General features: G+C 54.8%; 17 protein-coding genes. 12 read left to right on the top strand and 5 right to left on the bottom strand.

Annotation, left to right across the window (positions count from 1 at the left end; translation table 11 throughout):
- Positions 1-19 precede the first annotated feature (19 nt).
- The 4 genes from Pla22_RS16380 (at position 20) to Pla22_RS16365 (ending at position 4,488) form a co-directional block, all read left to right on the top strand.
- Entirely contained in the window at positions 20-1,189 is a 1,170-nt protein-coding gene (locus tag Pla22_RS16380; protein ID WP_146515898.1) for a sensor histidine kinase, read from the top strand.
- A 137-nt stretch (positions 1,190-1,326) separates the two neighbouring features.
- On the top strand, positions 1,327-2,409 hold the full coding sequence (locus Pla22_RS16375) for a response regulator (protein WP_146515897.1): 1,083 nt from the start codon (positions 1,327-1,329) through the stop codon (positions 2,407-2,409).
- Between the two features lie 119 nt (positions 2,410-2,528).
- Positions 2,529-2,912, top strand: a complete 384-nt coding sequence (locus Pla22_RS16370; protein ID WP_146515896.1) for a response regulator — start codon at positions 2,529-2,531, stop codon at positions 2,910-2,912.
- A gap of 37 nt (positions 2,913-2,949) precedes the next feature.
- Positions 2,950-4,488, top strand: a complete 1,539-nt coding sequence (locus Pla22_RS16365) for an HD-GYP domain-containing protein (protein WP_165440709.1) — start codon at positions 2,950-2,952, stop codon at positions 4,486-4,488.
- Positions 4,489-4,585: 97 nt separating this feature from the next.
- On the opposite strand, the gene Pla22_RS16360 is transcribed toward Pla22_RS16365, so the two are convergent.
- Entirely contained in the window at positions 4,586-5,824 is a 1,239-nt protein-coding gene (locus tag Pla22_RS16360; RefSeq protein WP_146515894.1) for a HEAT repeat domain-containing protein, read from the bottom strand.
- Between the two features lie 301 nt (positions 5,825-6,125).
- Here Pla22_RS16360 and Pla22_RS16355 point away from each other — a divergent pair, with 301 nt between their 5' ends.
- Positions 6,126-6,995: a phosphoadenylyl-sulfate reductase gene (locus Pla22_RS16355; protein ID WP_242632101.1), complete on the top strand. Its 870-nt coding sequence runs from the start codon at positions 6,126-6,128 to the stop codon at positions 6,993-6,995.
- 11 nt (positions 6,996-7,006) lie between these two features.
- Positions 7,007-7,432: an RrF2 family transcriptional regulator gene (locus Pla22_RS16350; RefSeq protein WP_146515893.1), complete on the top strand. Its 426-nt coding sequence runs from the start codon at positions 7,007-7,009 to the stop codon at positions 7,430-7,432.
- A gap of 88 nt (positions 7,433-7,520) precedes the next feature.
- On the opposite strand, the gene Pla22_RS16345 is transcribed toward Pla22_RS16350, so the two are convergent.
- The 3 genes from Pla22_RS16345 to Pla22_RS16335 all read right to left on the bottom strand — a co-directional run bounded on the left by Pla22_RS16345 (position 7,521) and on the right by Pla22_RS16335 (position 9,887).
- Positions 7,521-8,480 carry a lysophospholipid acyltransferase family protein gene (locus Pla22_RS16345; RefSeq protein ID WP_146515892.1) on the bottom strand — a complete coding sequence of 320 codons (960 nt, stop codon included), beginning with the start codon at positions 8,478-8,480 and terminating at the stop codon, positions 7,521-7,523.
- An 80-nt stretch (positions 8,481-8,560) separates the two neighbouring features.
- Positions 8,561-9,373, bottom strand: coding sequence for a sugar phosphate isomerase/epimerase family protein (locus tag Pla22_RS16340; RefSeq protein ID WP_146515891.1), 813 nt, complete (start codon positions 9,371-9,373; stop codon positions 8,561-8,563).
- Positions 9,374-9,464: 91 nt separating this feature from the next.
- Positions 9,465-9,887, bottom strand: coding sequence for a DUF2780 domain-containing protein (locus Pla22_RS16335; RefSeq protein WP_146515890.1), 423 nt, complete (start codon positions 9,885-9,887; stop codon positions 9,465-9,467).
- 645 nt (positions 9,888-10,532) lie between these two features.
- Here Pla22_RS16335 and Pla22_RS16330 point away from each other — a divergent pair.
- Entirely contained in the window at positions 10,533-11,312 is a 780-nt protein-coding gene (locus Pla22_RS16330; RefSeq protein WP_207310399.1) for a ribonuclease H family protein, read from the top strand.
- A gap of 60 nt (positions 11,313-11,372) precedes the next feature.
- Complete coding sequence (gene glgB, locus Pla22_RS16325; protein WP_146515889.1) at positions 11,373-13,640, top strand: 1,4-alpha-glucan branching protein GlgB; 2,268 nt, start codon at positions 11,373-11,375, stop codon at positions 13,638-13,640.
- Between the two features lie 238 nt (positions 13,641-13,878).
- Here glgB and Pla22_RS16320 read toward each other — a convergent pair whose 3' ends face one another.
- On the bottom strand, positions 13,879-14,253 hold the full coding sequence (locus Pla22_RS16320) for a DUF3127 domain-containing protein (protein WP_146515888.1): 375 nt from the start codon (positions 14,251-14,253) through the stop codon (positions 13,879-13,881).
- Between the two features lie 306 nt (positions 14,254-14,559).
- Here Pla22_RS16320 and Pla22_RS16315 point away from each other — a divergent pair, with 306 nt between their 5' ends.
- The 4 genes from Pla22_RS16315 to Pla22_RS16300 are packed head-to-tail and all read left to right on the top strand — an operon-like array spanning position 14,560 to position 18,019.
- Positions 14,560-16,053 carry a lipopolysaccharide biosynthesis protein gene (locus Pla22_RS16315; RefSeq protein WP_146515887.1) on the top strand — a complete coding sequence of 498 codons (1,494 nt, stop codon included), beginning with the start codon at positions 14,560-14,562 and terminating at the stop codon, positions 16,051-16,053.
- A 35-nt stretch (positions 16,054-16,088) separates the two neighbouring features.
- Positions 16,089-16,763: a hypothetical protein gene (locus tag Pla22_RS16310; protein WP_146515886.1), complete on the top strand. Its 675-nt coding sequence runs from the start codon at positions 16,089-16,091 to the stop codon at positions 16,761-16,763.
- A 60-nt stretch (positions 16,764-16,823) separates the two neighbouring features.
- Entirely contained in the window at positions 16,824-17,672 is an 849-nt protein-coding gene (locus Pla22_RS16305; protein ID WP_146515885.1) for a sugar phosphate isomerase/epimerase family protein, read from the top strand.
- Positions 17,669-18,019 (top strand): histidine kinase, encoded by a 351-nt coding sequence (locus Pla22_RS16300; protein WP_242632100.1) that lies wholly within the window; start codon positions 17,669-17,671, stop codon positions 18,017-18,019. Before Pla22_RS16305 ends, Pla22_RS16300 begins: the two co-directional genes overlap by 4 nt.
- Positions 18,020-18,024: the final 5 nt, after the last annotated feature.

The raw sequence follows: 18,024 nt of genomic DNA, 5'->3' as shown, positions 1-18,024 counted from the left end.
TAGTTCTCGGAGCTGTTCCATGGAAATCAAACCCACACTCGCGAAGAAGGTACTCAACACCGACGTTGGGATCTTCTGCCTAGCCATCGTCTTCATCGGAGTGATGCATGCGATCGCGTTTGAAGACCGAATGGTATTGATCCTGTACTATTTGGCTGCCGTGGGTTCCGCATACGCGTTGGTAAAGCGTCGTGCTATCGGTTTGGCATCAGCGATTGTTTGCATTGTCGCCGCCACGATGTTTGCACAACTCTATTACGAAGCTCGCCCTGACCATTGGCACCCCGTTTTCGATGCCTTTCGCGACATGCTTGGGCTGGGAGCACTGATCTATCTCACCGTTCGGTTGTTGATGATGAGCTACCAGATGCAGTCCGAGGAAAAGAAGCGAGTTCTACAATCCAAAGTGCAAGAGCAGCTCATTGCCATGCGGGCCGATGCACTGCGTCAAACATCGCATGAAGTGAGGACGCCTCTTTCAACCATCACGGCGATCAGCGAAACCCTGCTCGATGGATCGACCGGCGACTTAACCGACGATCAGCGTGAGTTCATAGGAGACATCGACGAGGCCGCTCAACATTTGCTCGCCCTGGTCAATGACATCCTGGACTACGCCAAAGCAGAGGCGGGTATGATTCGCATCGCTCCGCAACCCGTCGCCCTGGTTGAACTGATCAATCAATGCGTCAGCATGGTGGGGCCAAGAGCCGACACCGCCGGCGTTAGCGTCACCGCCCAGGTTGATCCTACGCTCAATGAAGTGGTCGCTGACCCGTTGCGACTGCGTCAAATTTTGTTGAACCTGCTTTCCAACGCGATCAAATACAACTCCGAAGGCGGCAATGTGATCGTTCGCGTTCGTCCCGAGGGCAGCGATAAGTTCCGCATCAGCGTTCGAGACACCGGACGCGGCATCGCCCCCGAACATCTTGAGCATCTGTTCGAACCCTACTACCAAGCCGCCATTGCCGACCAAGGCATCGGTACTGGATTGGGCTTGGCCATCATGAAACACCTATCGGAATTACACGGCGGAACGATTGAGGTCGAAAGCGTCGTCGACACCGGAACTGTGTTCACCGTTGTCTTGCCTATGGAAGCCGTCGCGGCAGTCTCGGAAGAAAAGGTCGCCCAAGCCGCTTCGATCGTGCGTCCCGACATGTCATTGGACCTGTCGGCTGTTTAGCCAGCCACAACGACTAGTTGATTCAACTCCCCACCCTTGTGCCTAATACTACCCTCGCCCTACCCAAACGAACGTGCTGATTCGACGTGCACCCTGCACGGGGAACTGTCGAAGCAACTCGAAATACCGAGAATGAAATGAGTATCGAAAAGACCCAAGAGCAGCTCGCAAATGGAATTGCCGCAACGTTCACTCAGGCGGCTGCCGATACCGCTCAGAAAATGCGAATCCTGATCGCGGATTCCAACGCAACCATCCGCAAACTGCTGCGGCATGGATTAGCCGATGATCTTTACGAGCTTATCGAGGCTTCCGATGGGCACGAAGCACTTAAGCTCGCAATGCAACGTCCTGAACCTCACGCCATCTTGATCGACGCGGGAATCAGCGGCGTGAACGGATTGGAAGTATGTCGACGATTGAAGAGCGACATGCAGTACCGCACGATCCCGGTCATTATCATGACCACCTCCGGTGCGAACGAAGACATCAACGACGCAGTGGAAGCGGGCGCTGATGAATTCCTTTCGAAGCCGGTCAATCGTGGTGAACTCAACGTACGCATTCGCTCGATCACTCGCATGCATAAAGGCAACGCCGAGATGATCGGTGCCGAAAGCGTTGCACTGAGTCTCGCTCGTGCTGTCGCCAGCAAGGATGGCTACAGCAGCGGTCACGTGGAACAGGTCGCCAATCTTGCGGTCGATTTTGGCAAAGCGCTCGGCATGGACTCCGCCGAATTGAAAATGCTGCGTTACGGGGCGATCTTGCACAATGTTGGCAAAATCGCGATCCCTGATTCGATCTTGGAAAAGACCGGCCCACTGACCCCTCGTGAGCGAGCACTTTTTCATCAACACCCACGCGTCGGTTGCGATATTTGTGGACCGCTGCAACCCCTGCGACCCGTGTTGCCCATCATTCGCCACCACAAGGAACACTTCGACGGCACCGGTTATCCCGACGGTCTGCGTGGAAATGAAATTCCGCTCAAGGCTCAAATCGTTGGGATCGTTGACGTCTACAGTGCTCTTACCAACGACCGCCCTTTTCGACGCGCCAAGTCACAAGCCGAGGCGATCGAGATCCTTCGCGAACGAGCACGAAACGGTGTTCATGATCCAGAATTGATCGAAAGTTTCTGCGAAGCCATGTGTCCCGGCGTCGTCGGGGCCGAAGATGTCGTCGACGCAGGATCTCCGCTGGAAACGGCTTCGTAGCGGAAATTCGAACGTCCACAAGCGTCGGCCGAGTTCCTTTCCCATTCGATTCGTATTGTCCCATCGCAAAGCCTTTTTGTTCATCCACCCTTCCTAAGAACGAATGACGTTCAATAGCCATGTCTCAATCCAAGAGCGTTCTCATCGCAGAAGACAACCCGGGGCTGGCGCGTGTCCTTTCGTTTAAGTTTAAGTCGTCCGGATTCAACCCTATCGTGTGTCCCGATGGTCAGTTCGCTTGGGAAGCATTCGAGCAAGGTGGATTCAGCGCCGTGGTGAGCGACCAAGAGATGCCTCGCATGTCCGGCGTGGATCTTTGCCGTTCCATTCGAAACTCGGGATCCTTGGTTCCGTTCTTTCTTGTCACCGGTCGACAATTGGAATTGTCTTCGACCGGCGTCGCCGAGGAGCTAAGCATCAATGGAATCATCGGCAAGCCCTTCTCGCCAGCCAACGTGATCGCGGCGGTCAACGCGGCCCTAGAAGATGCCATCAAGGCATAGACGTTCAACAATCCTAGGTTCAACGAAGCTGATGAGTGTGGAAAGCATCACTGACGATCACGAAATGCTGCAAAGCGAACTGCAAACCCGATTGGGAGTGCGCGTCGCGATAGCGGATCCTGCTGCTATCGGTTGCCCGGATGTCGTGGTGGCGGCCATCGATAGCGAGGATGGATCGGCAATCACATCGTTTGATTCCACGCGAGCCAATGTCGCATTGGCGATCAGCGATAGACAGGTTGCTTATTGGTCCACCAACCGCAGCCTCGCCTATTCGTCGATCCGACACGCGCGAACCATCGTCGACCTGCACAGCCTTCGGTTTCAATATCAATCGGTCCAAAGTCAATGCGATCAACTTGCTGATGAAGCCGATGCATTGGCAGCCCAAGTCGTCAACGACTTTGAAGAACTGTCTTTGATTCGCACGCTCGCTTCGGCCATGGAATTGCCTTCCAACGGGACCGATATCAACGAACTCTGTGCCAGAACGCTTGTTCCGCTTTGCAATGGTCTTGGTGCTGTTTCCATTGCTGCGGTGTTCCTGGGCGAAGATGGCGAAACTTTGCGTCCGGTGTGGTGGTCAGGTGAAAGATTGACCAGCGATGAATCGCTCGCCAAAGTCGTTGCTCAGCATCGCGAAGAAGCAGCCTTACAGCCAGTGGTTCGGAACAAGCACAACGAATTCAATCACGAATTTCACGTTGACGAACTCAATGAGTATGTCGTGGTCCAGTGCCGCAGCGAAGGTCGGCTGCATGGTTGGCTGGTCGCTTGCAACCGCGTCGCCGAGTGCGTGGAAACCGTCGCGTGGGCTCAGCTTGGCTTCACTACTGTTCAAGCGTCGCTTCTAGAAACCGCCACTAACCAACTCGCGGCTCAATTGCACAACGGTCGCCTTTTGCGTCAAAAGGAAGAACTATTTACCGACGTGGTTCGAGCGTTAGTCAATGCCGTCGAAGCACGCGATCCCTACACTTGCGGACACAGCGAACGAGTAGCCCAGTTCGCTCGTTGTCTTGCACGGTCGATTGGCGAGACCACCGCCGGATGCGAACGGATTTATCTTACCGGCTTGCTTCATGATGTTGGCAAGATCGCGATCCCTGATGGAGTGCTGCAAAAACCAGGGAAACTCGACGACGACGAACGCGCGATCATCGAAACACATACCGACGCGGGTTGGCGAATCCTTCACGAGCTCGAAGCCCTTCGGGATGTCTTGCCGGGTGTGCTCTATCATCACGAAAAGTACAACGGCAAAGGGTATCCAGATGGCCTGGTCGGTGAAAACATACCACTTGATGGACGGATTCTGGCCGTGTGCGACGCGTTTGACGCGATGACAAGCGATCGTCCTTACCGAGATGGCATGTCGACCGAAAAAGCTGTCGCGATCCTGCGTGAAGGAGCTGGTGACTACTGGGATCCCAACTTGATCGACGCGTTTTGTGATCACATCGCCGACATCGACGAGATTCGGATCAGCCATCGACCTCGACGCCAAGCCAAACGCCCCTCACCGATCGACGGTAAACCTGCGGCATACGAATCTGGCGTCGCAACGTTTTCGTAGTAGTCAGTTCGCAATCGCAGAAGTTGATCGATCGGTATGCGAAACGAAAAGACAGCGTCTAGCGAATCGGGTGCTCTCGCTTGCTAGACTTTGCAGCTCACGGGTCGCGGCGTAAATCGCCACTGTACGCATTCTTCTTAGCAGCGATGTAAGCTTGCCACTTCTTTTCGTCGTATCCGTAGTCGACCTCATCGATGACTTTCTTCACTAGGGCAAGCACGGCTGGGTTCGTTTTGGTGGTCTTGATCACTACCTTCTTGCGCCCTGTCGTCATTCCTCCGCCACCATCGTTTCCGAATCCAAGTTGCAACTCGGGACCAGCAGGCGGAACTTCCGTGTGCGTTGTGACAAGTGCATTGATGTAGTCCATCGCCAACTCCTCTCGCGGAAACCACTGCAACGCCCGCGCTGCGCGATTGATCAATTCGTTGCTGCTTCGCGGATCCGTCAGCGTTGCCATGTAAGTTGCGATCGCCGAACTGGTACCACGCTCGGTAAGGGCATCGAGAGCACGTTCGCGAAGGTCCGGGTCCGTTTCTTGCATGCCCATCTCAACCATCGTTTGAACTGACACGGGGCTATCCAATTTGATTAGCAACGTCAACAGTTCGCGTCGTAGAGCGCGAACAGAAGGATTCACCGCTTGTCGGGGTAGCGGCCGCCGATCCATCAGTTCCCTAGAGATCGCAGGCGCCGCCAGTGGGTCATCAATCGCTCGCATTTCCGCGACTGCTTCGGCGTACTTGCGGTTGGACGTGCTGTCGCCTTTTTGGATCACTTTCAATAGTCGCGACAGGTCACGAATCCAAGTCTTCACGGACACTTCGGTGGTTTCGGAAACTTCGTTCAACGCGACCGCTTCAGGCATTTCCCAACGGCCTTTTTGCCGAACCATGCCTCGGTCACGCATCAGGTCCACCGTGCGTACCCATTTATTGCCATCTTTCTTGTACTTCAAATAGCCGCGAGCTGCTTCATGGTTGGGATCGAGTTCGATGGCACGCTGCATGTGGAAACGCGTGTAAAACTGCTTGAAGCCAGGAACGTTACCCGGAGTCGCGCACCAGATCGCCAGCTTGTAGTGAGCTTCGGGATCGTCGCCAACGGATGCCGCGAGCGACTTGTATTCCTTCAGCTCATCGGAATTGACCGATCTGAGCACGCGGGCATCCTCAACCGCGATCTGGATTTCATCATCCACCGCGACGAAGACCGACTTACCTTTGCGAACGACCTTGCCCGTCAAATGGCCACCTCCCAACAATTCCAAAGAGTCCGCTATCGCAGGGGTGGCGGCCAAGGAAAGCGTCAGCACGGCGGCGAGGTAGCGTTTCATGGCGATCTGCAGAGATGAGTCGGTCCATGCGGAACCTGGACGAAAGAAAAGTCGCTCAGTCAACCATTCTACCTCGAAAACCGGTGCCGCACTCGATCGACCTCGAAGGCAAGTGCCGCACCTATCTACCTCGAAGGCGAGTGCCACTCGATCGAAAAGCCTTCACGCTCACGGGCTTGGGAAACTCGCGCAAGACAATTTTCCTGCAGCAAGGCCAGGTGGCGGACGATAACCATACTTGACTATCTAGATCAAGTTACTAAGATATCCGGAAATCAACCCCACTTTGCAGGAAGGCGACATGTCCGCCCCATCCGCCAACAGACCAACCACCAAGCCCGGTGAGCCGATTTCAGCCATGAACCAGCCTTTGCCGGACCCCAAACCTGCTGCCCAAACACCACCTTTGCAGGTGTTTTCGATTGATAGCAACGAGCCGCGTGGAGCACTCGCTGCCGATCCTCCGCTTGCGCCAACCGATGAATTTTTAGCTGAGCTTGAAGCCGATAGCCTGAAACTTGAATCGGCTTCTCCACAAGAGATTCTTCAGTACGCAGTCGATCGTTTTGCGCCGAATTTTACGATGGCAACGGCGTTTGGCCCCGAAGGGATGACAATCATTCACATGTTGTCAACGATCGCTCCTGAAACACCCATCTTCAATCTCGATACGGGATACCAGTTCCAAGAGACCTATGACCTTCGCGATCGGGTGAAAGAAAAGTACGGAATCGAAGTCGAGTACAAGCTGCCCGACACCACCGTTGAGGAATACGAAGCTGCTAATGGCGGGCCGGTTTACAAGACCAACCCGAACCAATGCTGCTTCGACCGCAAACTAAGAGTTCTTCATGAGGCCGCGAAGGGTAAGCACGCTTGGGCGAGCGCGATTCGTCGTGACCAGAGCCCGGATCGTGCGAAGGCCCCCATCGTTGGCTGGGACCGCAAGTTCCAACTCGTGAAGATTTCTCCGTTGGCAAACTGGACTAAGAAAGACGTTTGGAATTTGATTCTCGACCAAGACATTCCTTACAACCCATTGCACGACAAGGGTTACCCGAGTGTTGGCTGCTGGCCGTGCACACGCTCAACCCAGTTGGGTGAAGACGAGCGAGCGGGGCGATGGAGCGGATTTCAAAAAACCGAGTGTGGACTTCATTCTTCCGATTAAGGGGCGACGCGATGACAATTTCTGCACGCGCTCATTACGCTTGCCTTGCAATGGTGGAACTCGCCATTCGTCAAAACGAAGGTTCGGTCGTGACCATCCGCGAGATCACGGATCGTCACGATATTCCGGGACCATTCTTGGTGCAAATATTGCGTACCCTTCGTAGCGCTGGATGGGTCGAAAGCACTCGTGGCAGCCAAGGCGGTTACCGCTTGGGCGTAGATCCGGAAACGATCAGCGTTCTCGAGATCGCGGAAATGGTCGGCTGCCAGGAATCAGGTTGTCGAACGGACGCTGCCCCGACACCTGCGGGCGAGTTGCTTCAGGAAATCTGGGCGGAAGCCGCGGAAGCGTCTCGAAGCGTGTTAGCAGCAACGCGGCTATCCGATTTGGTCGAGCGATCTCGCCACGGCCAAGAAACGATGTTCTATATCTAGTTGCCACGTTTACTCGCCGCATCTAGGTGCCATAGCACTTTGACAACTCGCCGCCCAATCGTTTTCTAACCTCGCGCAATGCCGGCGATTAGGCACTCGCTGCCGCTTTTGCCAACCGTTTGGCAACCCGAGCGGGTGGCTTTCGCCATCTCCGATGCAGCCACCAGTACTGTTCAGGTGCCTCCGCGACCGCAGCGGCTAAGCGCTCGTTGTACCACTTCGTCATCGCGGGCACTCCGCTACACTCTTCGCCGCCGCTGAGCGGGTCAGCGATTCCGTAACAGTTCACCTCGAACTGCATTGGCTTCCCACCTATTCGCTGAGTCGAAACGACCAGCATGGGTGCGTCCGATGAAAGTGAAAAGAGAGACAGTGCCTTGTGACAGGACGCCGGTGCACCCATAAAGTCGACCCAGCAACCTTTATCGCCAGCATGCTGATCCGCTAACAACGACAGGATTCCCCCGGCTCGCAGGTGCGCGTCGACCATTTGCGCACAACCTTCCTTGTCGACCATGTGTTGACCTTTGGCGCTACGAAACCGCTCCACCCAACGGTGCAGGTATGCGTTGTCCAGTCGCCTCGCGATCGTCAACGTGGACACCCCCATCAAACCCGAAACATAGCCGCCAATTTCGAAATTCCCGAAATGTCCGGTCACCAAAACGGTCGGACGCGGACCGAGCATGTAGCCCAGCATCGTTTCGTTCTCACGGAACGTGACATGACGATGCCAGTTTGTTAGATGCAGTCTTCGCTGAGCCCAAGCGATTTCGCAGACCATCAACAACAGATGGTGCCACATGGCTTTCTTGAGTTGCAAACGTTGTTGAGCGGTCGCGTTAGGAAAGATCAAGTTGAGATTGTGATCGGTGGCCTTGGCACGCACGGGCAACGGACCGGTCAGCAGCCAAGCCAATCCGCGGCACAACGAATTGCCCATGTCCAAAGGCAGAACTTGAATGACGGCCACGATCACTCGCACCAAGAAATACGCGAGCGCATCGCCAAGATGTGCGAGAGCCGGGCGTAGTCGTGAGCTGATCATGGCACAGTAGCGACGTTCAACGGACTCGAATCCGTTAGCAAATGGGAAATCCGTTTCGATGCGACGTGATTGAGTGCACGCTAGTCCATGGCCGCCCGCATGTTCGCCATGCTCTCGGTCACCAATCGTTCCACACCTGGTTCGTAATCAAACACTTCGACACTGACCCAACCGTCGTATCCCACTTCTTTCAGGGTTTGAAAGATTGGCTTGAAGTCAATCTCACCCATTCCCGGGCCTTGGCGATTCGCATCGTTGGCGTGGAAGTGGATCATCGCATCGGCGTTGTCGCGGATGATGTCGACGATAGGAGTTTCCTCGTCGCTCATTGCCTTGACGTCCAGGTGCAAACGAACATGTTCGCTGTCGATCATCGAAATCAATTTCCGAGCCGATGCAGCGGTGTTCAGGAAATTACCTTCTTGGCGCCCCAACGGCTCCACAGCGATGCGGACGCAGTACTCTTCCAAATCCGGCGTCACATCCCGAATGACACTAGCCGCATTTCGCATCGCGGATTCCAGCGATTGAGACTTAGGGTAGTTCCGCTGCAACGGCGAACCCAAAACCATCACTTCCCCACCGAGGTCACTGCATAAGCGAATCAGCTCTCGCAAGTATTCCGAAGTGTCTTCGCGTGCGACGCGGTCTTGCGTCGTCAGGTGCAAGCCCTTTGTCTTGGCAAGCAACCAATGCAAGCCGATGATTTCGAAACCAGCTCCTTCCACTGCTTTGCGGTACTCGCGTCGCTTGGTGGTCGAGTAGGTCATCAGGTTTTCCGTCAACATGAACGGCGCGATTTCCCAGCCCGTGTATCCTGCTTCGCGCGCAAACGCGAGTGCTTTTTCCAGAGGCCAATCACCAAACGTCTCGTTGCAAATTCCGAATTTCATGGGATGAAGTTTTAGCTATCAGGTTTCAGGTCACCGGCAGAGGGAAAGATCAGCGATGGTTTCTGCCGCAACCATTTCGCCGCCCTGATGCCTAACCCAGGAGGGTTTTCAACATCGGGAACTTAGCAAGAATTTGTTCCGTGACTTCGTCGCCGACCTTGTCCTTCAAAAACTGAATCAGCATCGTCACGAATCCGCCCATCTTATCAGGCTCAACGCCTGCTGATGTCAATGCCGCCCCGAGTTCTAGGCCACCGCCAGCCGATCCGCCCAGTGCACTCGAAGCCATTCCAGCAAGTTTGCCGAGCATCCCGCCACCTTCGACAGGCTCCGCCGCATCCGAAGCAGCCGAACTGGCAATGTCAGCCGCACCGGGAATCGCCGAGGATATTTTGGCAAACAGGTCATCGCCAGCGTGCTGTTTGACCATCGCCATTGCTTTTCCAGTAGCCAAATTGGCAACGGATTCGTCTATGCCGAGTTTGCTAGTCAGTTGTGCAATTAGTTCGTCCATCGTTGGCCTCGATTAGGGGGAGTTCACGTGAATGTTCAGTTTCCAGTATCTCGAGTCGCCCGACAACCATGGGCGAAAGGTTCTCTGAGTTGCTGCACGCGTAGAAACACCTAATCAACGCTGTGCAATCCGACTTCAATCCCGCGCCATCCGACTGGGGTCACCGTAGAACCTGGGTTCACCAAAGAAACTGGGTTCGCCAAAGAAACTGCGTCTGCAACCAAACCGTCATGTCCGCTGCCGGCCTGGCCCCGCAAGCATCGCGTCCTGTCGAGAAGAGCCAAGCCACACCGCAACCAGCTAAACCGAACTAGCCGAACTGAACGGGCCGAAACAAACTAGCCGAACTGAACGGGGCATCCACTCAATCGATGGCATTCCCGTTTCGCTTTGCCAACGAATTCGATTCGGAGGGTAATGCGAATTGGCGCAGTCGCGTCGACGCATGTTAAGAGCTTTCAACTCTTTTCGTCAGTCAAGCTTTGGGGACCGGGTAGAGTTTGACGAAGACGTTCTCTGTGCGGTGTCTGTGTTTCCACATTCGCCGTCTCGATGGATCGCCTCACCTCCCTCACGTTTTGCATTGCGACACCACGGCCGGTTGTCCGCCAAAACGACGAACCATCCAACCCGCATTATCCCACCGTGAAATACTCACTCGAGGACGTTACTCGTCCACTCGCTCCCGGCGTTGCTGCCGATCGGAGCGTCAAAGCAAAAGGCCGATCGGCTGCTGATAGTCGGACACCTACCCAATCGCACCTGAGCGAACCAACGAGTTCGGAGTTCCTGCTAGTCTGCACGGCACAATCGTTGACCTTGGATTCGGGAACGTGGTCGTTCTCGCTCGAGTCCGTTGACGGTCAATCGGTGCTTGAAGCTTCGGATGAAGAGTTCGGCGATCTGAACCGTCTGTCCTTGCTTGCTGCAGTTCGAGGACTCGAAGCGATCGACGGCTCGTCGGCGGTAACGTTGTTGAGCCACAATCGATATCTGATTCGATCTCTATCCGATTCATTACCAAGGTGGCGGCAAAACAATTTTGTATGGGAACACTTCGGTCGTCGCATCGATGTTCAGCACGCGGACTTGTGGCGACGAGTGGATCACGCGTTGGCCATCCATCGCGTGGAAGCATGTCTAGTGTCATCGCGTTTGGTCAGCAATGGAAAAGCAGATGCTGCGCGCGGATTGCGAGTGATGCCTAGCGCTAACGTGGCTGAATCTTCCAACGATTCGGTTCAATGGCGGATCGATGGCGCCCACGGCAAGGGTGTTCCCGCACCAAGCGGACGATCGTCAAGACGCGAACAAGCCGCACCGTCTGACAACCTTCGTCGTTGGTTATTGGGCGGCGCTGCGTCGAGCCGACACGTATCTAGGGGGCAGCGTTTCACTGCGGCTGACTTGATGGAAACGGCCTAATCGCCAACGTCTGCTCCCACCTCGCTTACCTCCCTCAACGTTTGCTTTCACGGACGATCCATGCATACCCAGGTTTCGCTTTCAGCGATTGGTCGACTCCTCGACGGAACCCACGAAGATCCCGCTAGCCTGCTCGGTCCTCACCCGATTTCGTATCGAGGCGAGTCAGCTACCGCGGTACGAACTTTGCTACCCGAGGCACAGGCCGCATGGATCGTTGACACCGTCAGCGGCACCAAGCGTCCGATGCGGCGAATTCACCCGCAAGGCTTCTTTGAGGCAATTTGTGACGGTCCTGTTGATACGTACTTGAGTCCGGATTCAACCGGTGACTCGAAAAGCGTTACAATGAACGCTCATCAAACTAGCTCGCGTTATCGCATCGAGATGATCAACCAGCACGGCGAAACTTCCAACATGCAAGATCCCTACGCCACACCTTCCATTCTGACGGACTTCGATCGCTACCTGATCGGTGAAGGCAAACACCACAAGCTTTACGAACGACTCGGTGCGCAAATTCGCACGGTCGATGGCAAGAAGGGTGTCAACTTTGCTGTTTGGGCACCCAATGCGCGAACCGTGCAAGTGGTGGGAGACTTCAACGGCTGGGATGGCCGTGCCCACGCAGCCCGCGGCAGCGACTCCGGCATCTGGGAGATTTTCATTCCCACGGCCAAGGTGGGCGATAAGTACAAGTTCCGACTGCTCAACGAACATGGGCAATGGGTCGACAAAACAGACCCGATGGGATTTGCCGCTGAATTGCCACCATTAACTGCGTCGATCATCACCGATCTCACCAAGCACACTTGGAATGATTCGGATTGGATGACAAAGCGGGAACAGTGGAACCCGATGCACGAACCGATGAACGTGTACGAGGTTCACTTAGGTAGCTGGCAAACCGGGCCCGGCCGGACTCATGGCTGGCTCGACTACCGCGACTTGGCCAAACGTTTGGTGGAATACTGCAAACGTATGCGGTTCACGCACATCGAACTGATGCCCATCAATGAGCATCCCTTCACGGGATCGTGGGGTTATCAAGCCGTCGGTTACTTTGCGCCAACAAGTCGCCATGGTTCGCCTGAAGACTTCATGTACTTTGTCGACCATATGCACCAACACGGGATTGGTGTGATCGTCGATTGGGTTCCCGCTCACTTCCCGAAAGATCAACACGGGTTGGCTCGGTTCGATGGATCGGCACTGTACGAACATGCGGACGTCCGCCAGGGTGAACACCCGGATTGGGGCACGCTGATCTTCAACTACGGCCGCAATGAAGTGCGCAACTTCCTTGTCGCGAATGCTCTGTTCTGGCTCGATAAGTACCACATTGATGGTTTGAGAGTCGATGCCGTGGCGTCGATGCTGTATTTGGACTACAGCCGAGAAGACGGCGAGTGGGTCCCGAATCAATACGGCGGTCGTGAAAATCTAGAAGCGATGGAGTTCCTTCGGGAGTTCAACGTTGCTGTTCACGAGAAGTTCCCCGGTGTCGTAACAGCGGCCGAAGAATCGACAGCGTTCCCTGGCGTGTCGCGTCCTGTTTATGACGGCGGACTTGGCTTCACGTACAAGTGGAACATGGGTTGGATGAACGATTCGCTTCGTTACATGAAGAACGAGCCTATTCATCGCTCACATCATCAAAACGAACTTACGTTCAGCCTGATTTATGCATTCACCGAAAACTTCATGCTGCCGCTTTCGCACGATGAAGTGGTGCATGGCAAGGGTTCGCTGTTGTCCCAGATGCCTGGAGACATGTGGCAAAAGTTTGCCAACCTGCGATTGCTTTACTCCTACATGTGGACTCACCCCGGCAAAAAGTTGCTGTTCCAAGGTGGCGAACTGGGAATGTGGAATGAGTGGAATCACGACGACGGCGTCGATTGGATGCTGCTTGATTTCGACACCCATCGCGGCATCCAGCAGTTGGTAGCCGACCTCAATCGCGTTGTGATCGAAAACCCAGCACTCTATCAACTTGACTTTTCCCACGATGGATTCGAGTGGGTTGATAATCAGAACGCCGCTGACAGCATCATCGTTTACCTTCGCAAAGGTTTCGAGGGCGAGCCTCCATTGTTGGTGTGTTGCAACTTCACACCCGTCGTGCGCACGGGCTATCGAGTCGGAGTTCCGAATTCAGGTCACTGGAAAGAAATCTTCAATAGTGACAATGAAGCCTACGGTGGAACCAACGTTCTCAATGCACCCGGATTGGACACGATCGGTGTTGGACACCACATGCGGCCTGATAGCATCGAAGTCACGATGTCACCGCTTGCGGTTTCGGTCTTCCGCTTCGAAGGCTAGAAGATGCCTCGCGGTTCGACTGAACCGCGGCGTTGTTCGCCAACGCAGACGAACAAGTGATTTCGTCTGCGTTACAAAGTCGGCTGCGATTTAGTGGTCGCATGCGAATTGAAGTTTGCTTGCGGCCCCGGATCTTCTCGCAAACTAAAGTTTTCTTGTAAACTGTTTTTTTTCGCGAGCAAAGGTTTCTCGCGAGCAAGATGTTCTGCGGATTAAACCGTAGCCTGAGACGTCAAGCTTAGAACGGCGCTTCGTCGTCGCCGGCTTCGGCGAACGCATCGTTGGCATCGCGAACGGTTTCGTTCATCGTTCCACCGCTTGAACCCTTAATTTGAAACGCAATGGCTTCCGCGTTCAGGAAGAACTTCACTTCGCTGTCGGGATCTTTTTGCCAGCGACGACCGTTGAGCCGATAGGTGACTTCGACTTCATCGCCCACATTCATGTCGTCAACGCTGTCACACGAATCGCGAGTGAACTCGACGGGGACGTAGTTGGTGAAACTTCCTTTGTCCTGTTCCAGCACGACCACGCGTTTGCGGAAACCCTTCGCGCCGTAGGTCTTGGTTTCTTCGATCAAGTGGACAATGCCAGTAACTTTTGAATCACTCATTTCTATCAAATGCAATCGCGAGGGATGAAGGTTTTTCGGTGTGCAGGAGTCTAGCGGATCACTTGCACATACGAAAGTAGAACAGACCCGTCTGTGATGCTCTTACTGCCCCACCCGTAGCACGAAACGCGGGTAATTCCGATCAGGTCGCAGAATCGGCACAACCGGAAAGCCTTGCTAGCAGCGGGTATTTTGTTCACTGCCCACGCATTTGGTTGCCAAGCGGTCACGGACTGTGAAGCATTTTTGAGCGGACGAACTCATCAATAATCGTCATTCGCAGTTTTCAGCGCATTCGCTCACGGCATGACCCAGAAACCACTCTCTAAGAACGACGATAGCTTTGTTGCCGACTCGCTCGCCATCGGCATGATGGTGATGTTGGTGATGACGATCATCCAGCGCGGCCTAGGCTTCTTCCGAGGGCTTTGGTTTTGTCGAATGCTCGACGATGCAGTGGTCGGCCAATGGTCGATGGCGTACGACTTCATCACGCTGATCACTCCGGTCATGTTGCTGGGAATCCCCGGATCGCTTCCTCGGTATGTCGAACACTACCGGACCCAAGGCCACTTACGCCCCTTCGTCAAACGACTGCTTGTCGTCACAACGGTGCTGGGCATCGTGGCCCTGGCCGCGATACTGGCGGCGCCAAAATGGTTTGGATGGCTGGTGTTCCTAGAAACGCGAAACATGGCGTTGATCTACAGCGTAGCGGCGGGTGTGGTTGTGACGATCGGTTTCAATTTCGTCTACCAGCTCGTGTCGTCGTTGCGTCAAGTTCGCGTGGCATCGATGATGCAGTTCGTCCAGAGCGTGGGGTTCACCGTCATCGCGGTAGTGTGGCTCGGCATGGGCGGAGCAATCACGGGATTAGTCTACGCATTTGTCGCCGCGACAATCTTGGGTTCGCTTCCGGGTCTGTATTCGTTGCTTTCGGGCTGGGCCGGTTTGCCACATAGCGAAGACGCGTTTGAGCCACCGACCATGTGGCGGCGATTGTTGCCCTACGCGGTGGCCTTGTGGCTGATGAACTTATTGACCAATACGTATGCCATGGCCGATCGTTACATGATCTTGCACCTGATGCCGGGCGGCGAAGAAGTCACACAAGCCGCCGTAGGACAGTACCACAGCGGACGTATCATTCCGATGTTGCTGGTGTCTTTAGCAACGATGGTTAGTGGCGTCCTGCTGCCTTACTTGACCGCCGATTGGGAAGCGGGCAAGAAAGCTGAAGTACGAGCTCGCCTGCAACGCATTTTGTTCGCAATGTCGACCCTGTTTACTGCGGGAGCAGCCTTTGCATTGCTGATATCGCCGTGGTTCTTCGAAACGATGCTTCAAAATCGCTATTCTGCGGGTTTGACTTTGATGCCGATGACGTTCGTTTTTGCAATATGGATTTCGATTGGCACCGTCGGGCAAGAGTACCTGTGGGTGGTTGAACGCGGCAAATGGGCGGCGTTCGCATTGGGAGTTGGCTTCGCACTCAATGTGATCCTGAACTTGGTGCTGTTACCCGTCCTGGGACTACACGGCGCCGTGCTGGCAACGTTAATTTCCAACGGTGTGCTTTTGGCAGGATTATGGTTAGCGATGAGCCGCAACGGATATCCGTTTGATCGAACATCGCTTGTAGCGACCCTGCTACCGATGACGTTGCTCGTTAATCCCTACATTGCGATCGCTTTCGTCGGCATCGTTTGCCTTGGATTTTCGCAGACACGTGCCTGGTGCACGGAACTACTTGATGGGCTTCCGCAATTGATGGCCTCGCGCAAGCCAGTATCAGGCTAACTGATAGTTTATCCGCGATCTGTTATGCTTCGCGGATGAATTTTCTTTGCCACGCGCTGCCCTACTTAGAAACTAACCCGCTTGTTGCAATTTGCACTGGGGTGCCGGATTGGCTTAGCGCCGTCGATCGCAAAGTTCGCGCTCGACGTAAAATGGCCGCTTTGCATCTCGATTCGGACGATCAAAAGTTGCGAGATGTCGCCGCGGGGATCATGAAGCACATCGACGACGACCGGTGGTTTCATTCCACCGAGGCGTTCACTCACACGAACTTGGAACTCGCTGTCGAGCTCCGCGACCTATTACCCGGCGACACTGGCTTTCGTCCCATGTTTGTCGGTCACATCGTGATTGAGATGCTGCTGGATTCGATTTGGATTCGTCGCGACCGCTCTTTCGGCGAGCAGTATTACTCGGCGGTGGAGAACGCCGACGCGCGTGAGATCGAGCGGTGCGTGAACGTCATCACCGGCAAACCCACAATGGCGTTGGCTCCCTTGATCGGACGTTTCGCCGAAGTCGCTTTTCTTTATGACTACGCCGAACCCGAAGGCATGCTGCTTCGGCTCAACCAAGTCATGAAACGGGTAAAATTGCAACCTCTGCCCGATTCGCTGCTCCCCTGGATCGCGCGGACCGACAAGCTGGTAGAATCACGAATGCAACGACTGTTGACGCCGCCCGATGGCCGCCAGTTGTTCCAGTTTTGATCAAGCCTTCCAGGCTATCTTTTTCTTCGCTACCACGTACCCCTAAGAGAACCGCCGACGATGAAATACGGCATGAACCTATTGCTTTGGAATGGTGAAGTCACCGACGCCCTGATGCCTACTTGCGAGGCATTGAAAGAGATCGGCTATGACGGCGTTGAGCTTCCCATGTTCAACCTCGACCTTGATTATGCGGCACTGGGCAAGCGCCTCGATTCCATCGGACTTGGTCGAACGGCAGTAACGATTCGCGGTGAGGACGACAATCCGATTTCGCCTGATGCGAAGGTTCGAGCGAAGGGTGTTGAACTCACCAAGAAGACGCTCGACTGCTGCGCCGCGGCGGGTGTGGAAACGCTCGTGGGTCCTTACCATTCCGCGCTCGGAAAGTTCAGTGGCGCTGGCCCAACGGATGACGAATGGAAGTGGGGCGTGGACAGCATGCGTGAAGTCGCCGAGCACGCCGGCAAAGTTGGGGTCCGGTTGGGCGTCGAGGCTTTGAATCGTTTTGAGTGCTACTTGCTCAACACACATGCTGATAGCGCAAGGTTCGTTCGCGATGTCGATCATCCAGCATGCGGCATCATGTACGATACCTTCCACAGCAACATCGAGGAAAAGAACATTGCCGATGCGGTCAATGCGGGTGGCGATAAACTGTTCCACATTCACATCAGTGAGAACGATCGTAGCACGCCCGGTGAGGGGATCGTTCGTTGGGACGACAACTTCAACGCTATCGCCGAAAGTGGTTACGACGGTTGGTTGGTGATCGAGGCGTTTGGTCTGGCGTTGCCCGAGATCGCCGCTGCAACCATGATTTGGCGACGCATGTACAAGGATGAACTGACGCTCGCCGCTAACGGACTGAAATTCATGAAGAGCGAGATTGAAAAGCGTAAGTCATGATGGACGAGCAATCGCAAGGCGTTGTCGCTCTCTTGTCCGGTGACCTGCTCTTTGCCTCGAAAGTAAAATCAGCCGCAACCAATGGTGGCTACGAGTTCTACTTCGGTGGCAATCTTCCGAAGGAAAATACCGCGTCGATCCGCTTCGTGATCTTGGACTTATCCACGCGAAACGGATTGGTTCCGACGATTGCAAAGCAGTGCGCCGACGAGTGCCCGGACGCGAGGCTGATAGCGTACGGGCCGCACGTCCAAGTGGAAAAACTCAAAGCCGCCCGTGAGGCTGGCATTCCGCGAGTTCTGACCAATGGCCAGTTGGACGCCGGATTATCAGGCCTGTTCTCGTAGACCTC

The organism is Rubripirellula amarantea (assembly GCF_007859865.1).
Lineage (GTDB): Bacteria > Planctomycetota > Planctomycetia > Pirellulales > Pirellulaceae > Rubripirellula > Rubripirellula amarantea.
The sequence above is the reverse complement of the archived record's forward strand: the minus strand, read 5'-3'. Positions and strand labels throughout refer to the sequence as shown.

Excerpts from the sequence above, each read along its gene's own strand:
- Pla22_RS16345 (WP_146515892.1), bottom strand. The coding sequence starts at position 8,480 with ATGATCAGCTCACGACTACGCCCGGCTCTCGCACATCTTGGCGATGCG.
- Pla22_RS16350 (WP_146515893.1), top strand. The coding sequence starts at position 7,007 with ATGACAATTTCTGCACGCGCTCATTACGCTTGCCTTGCAATGGTGGAA.
- Pla22_RS16375 (WP_146515897.1), top strand. The coding sequence starts at position 1,327 with ATGAGTATCGAAAAGACCCAAGAGCAGCTCGCAAATGGAATTGCCGCA.
- Pla22_RS16340 (WP_146515891.1), bottom strand. The coding sequence starts at position 9,373 with ATGAAATTCGGAATTTGCAACGAGACGTTTGGTGATTGGCCTCTGGAA.
- Pla22_RS16315 (WP_146515887.1), top strand. The coding sequence starts at position 14,560 with ATGACCCAGAAACCACTCTCTAAGAACGACGATAGCTTTGTTGCCGAC.
- Pla22_RS16300 (WP_242632100.1), top strand. The coding sequence starts at position 17,669 with ATGATGGACGAGCAATCGCAAGGCGTTGTCGCTCTCTTGTCCGGTGAC.
- Pla22_RS16320 (WP_146515888.1), bottom strand. The coding sequence starts at position 14,253 with ATGAGTGATTCAAAAGTTACTGGCATTGTCCACTTGATCGAAGAAACC.
- Pla22_RS16335 (WP_146515890.1), bottom strand. The coding sequence starts at position 9,887 with ATGGACGAACTAATTGCACAACTGACTAGCAAACTCGGCATAGACGAA.
- Pla22_RS16305 (WP_146515885.1), top strand. The coding sequence starts at position 16,824 with ATGAAATACGGCATGAACCTATTGCTTTGGAATGGTGAAGTCACCGAC.
- glgB (WP_146515889.1), top strand. The coding sequence starts at position 11,373 with ATGCATACCCAGGTTTCGCTTTCAGCGATTGGTCGACTCCTCGACGGA.
- Pla22_RS16380 (WP_146515898.1), top strand. The coding sequence starts at position 20 with ATGGAAATCAAACCCACACTCGCGAAGAAGGTACTCAACACCGACGTT.
- Pla22_RS16310 (WP_146515886.1), top strand. The coding sequence starts at position 16,089 with ATGAATTTTCTTTGCCACGCGCTGCCCTACTTAGAAACTAACCCGCTT.
- Pla22_RS16370 (WP_146515896.1), top strand. The coding sequence starts at position 2,529 with ATGTCTCAATCCAAGAGCGTTCTCATCGCAGAAGACAACCCGGGGCTG.
- Pla22_RS16360 (WP_146515894.1), bottom strand. The coding sequence starts at position 5,824 with ATGAAACGCTACCTCGCCGCCGTGCTGACGCTTTCCTTGGCCGCCACC.
- Pla22_RS16355 (WP_242632101.1), top strand. The coding sequence starts at position 6,126 with ATGTCCGCCCCATCCGCCAACAGACCAACCACCAAGCCCGGTGAGCCG.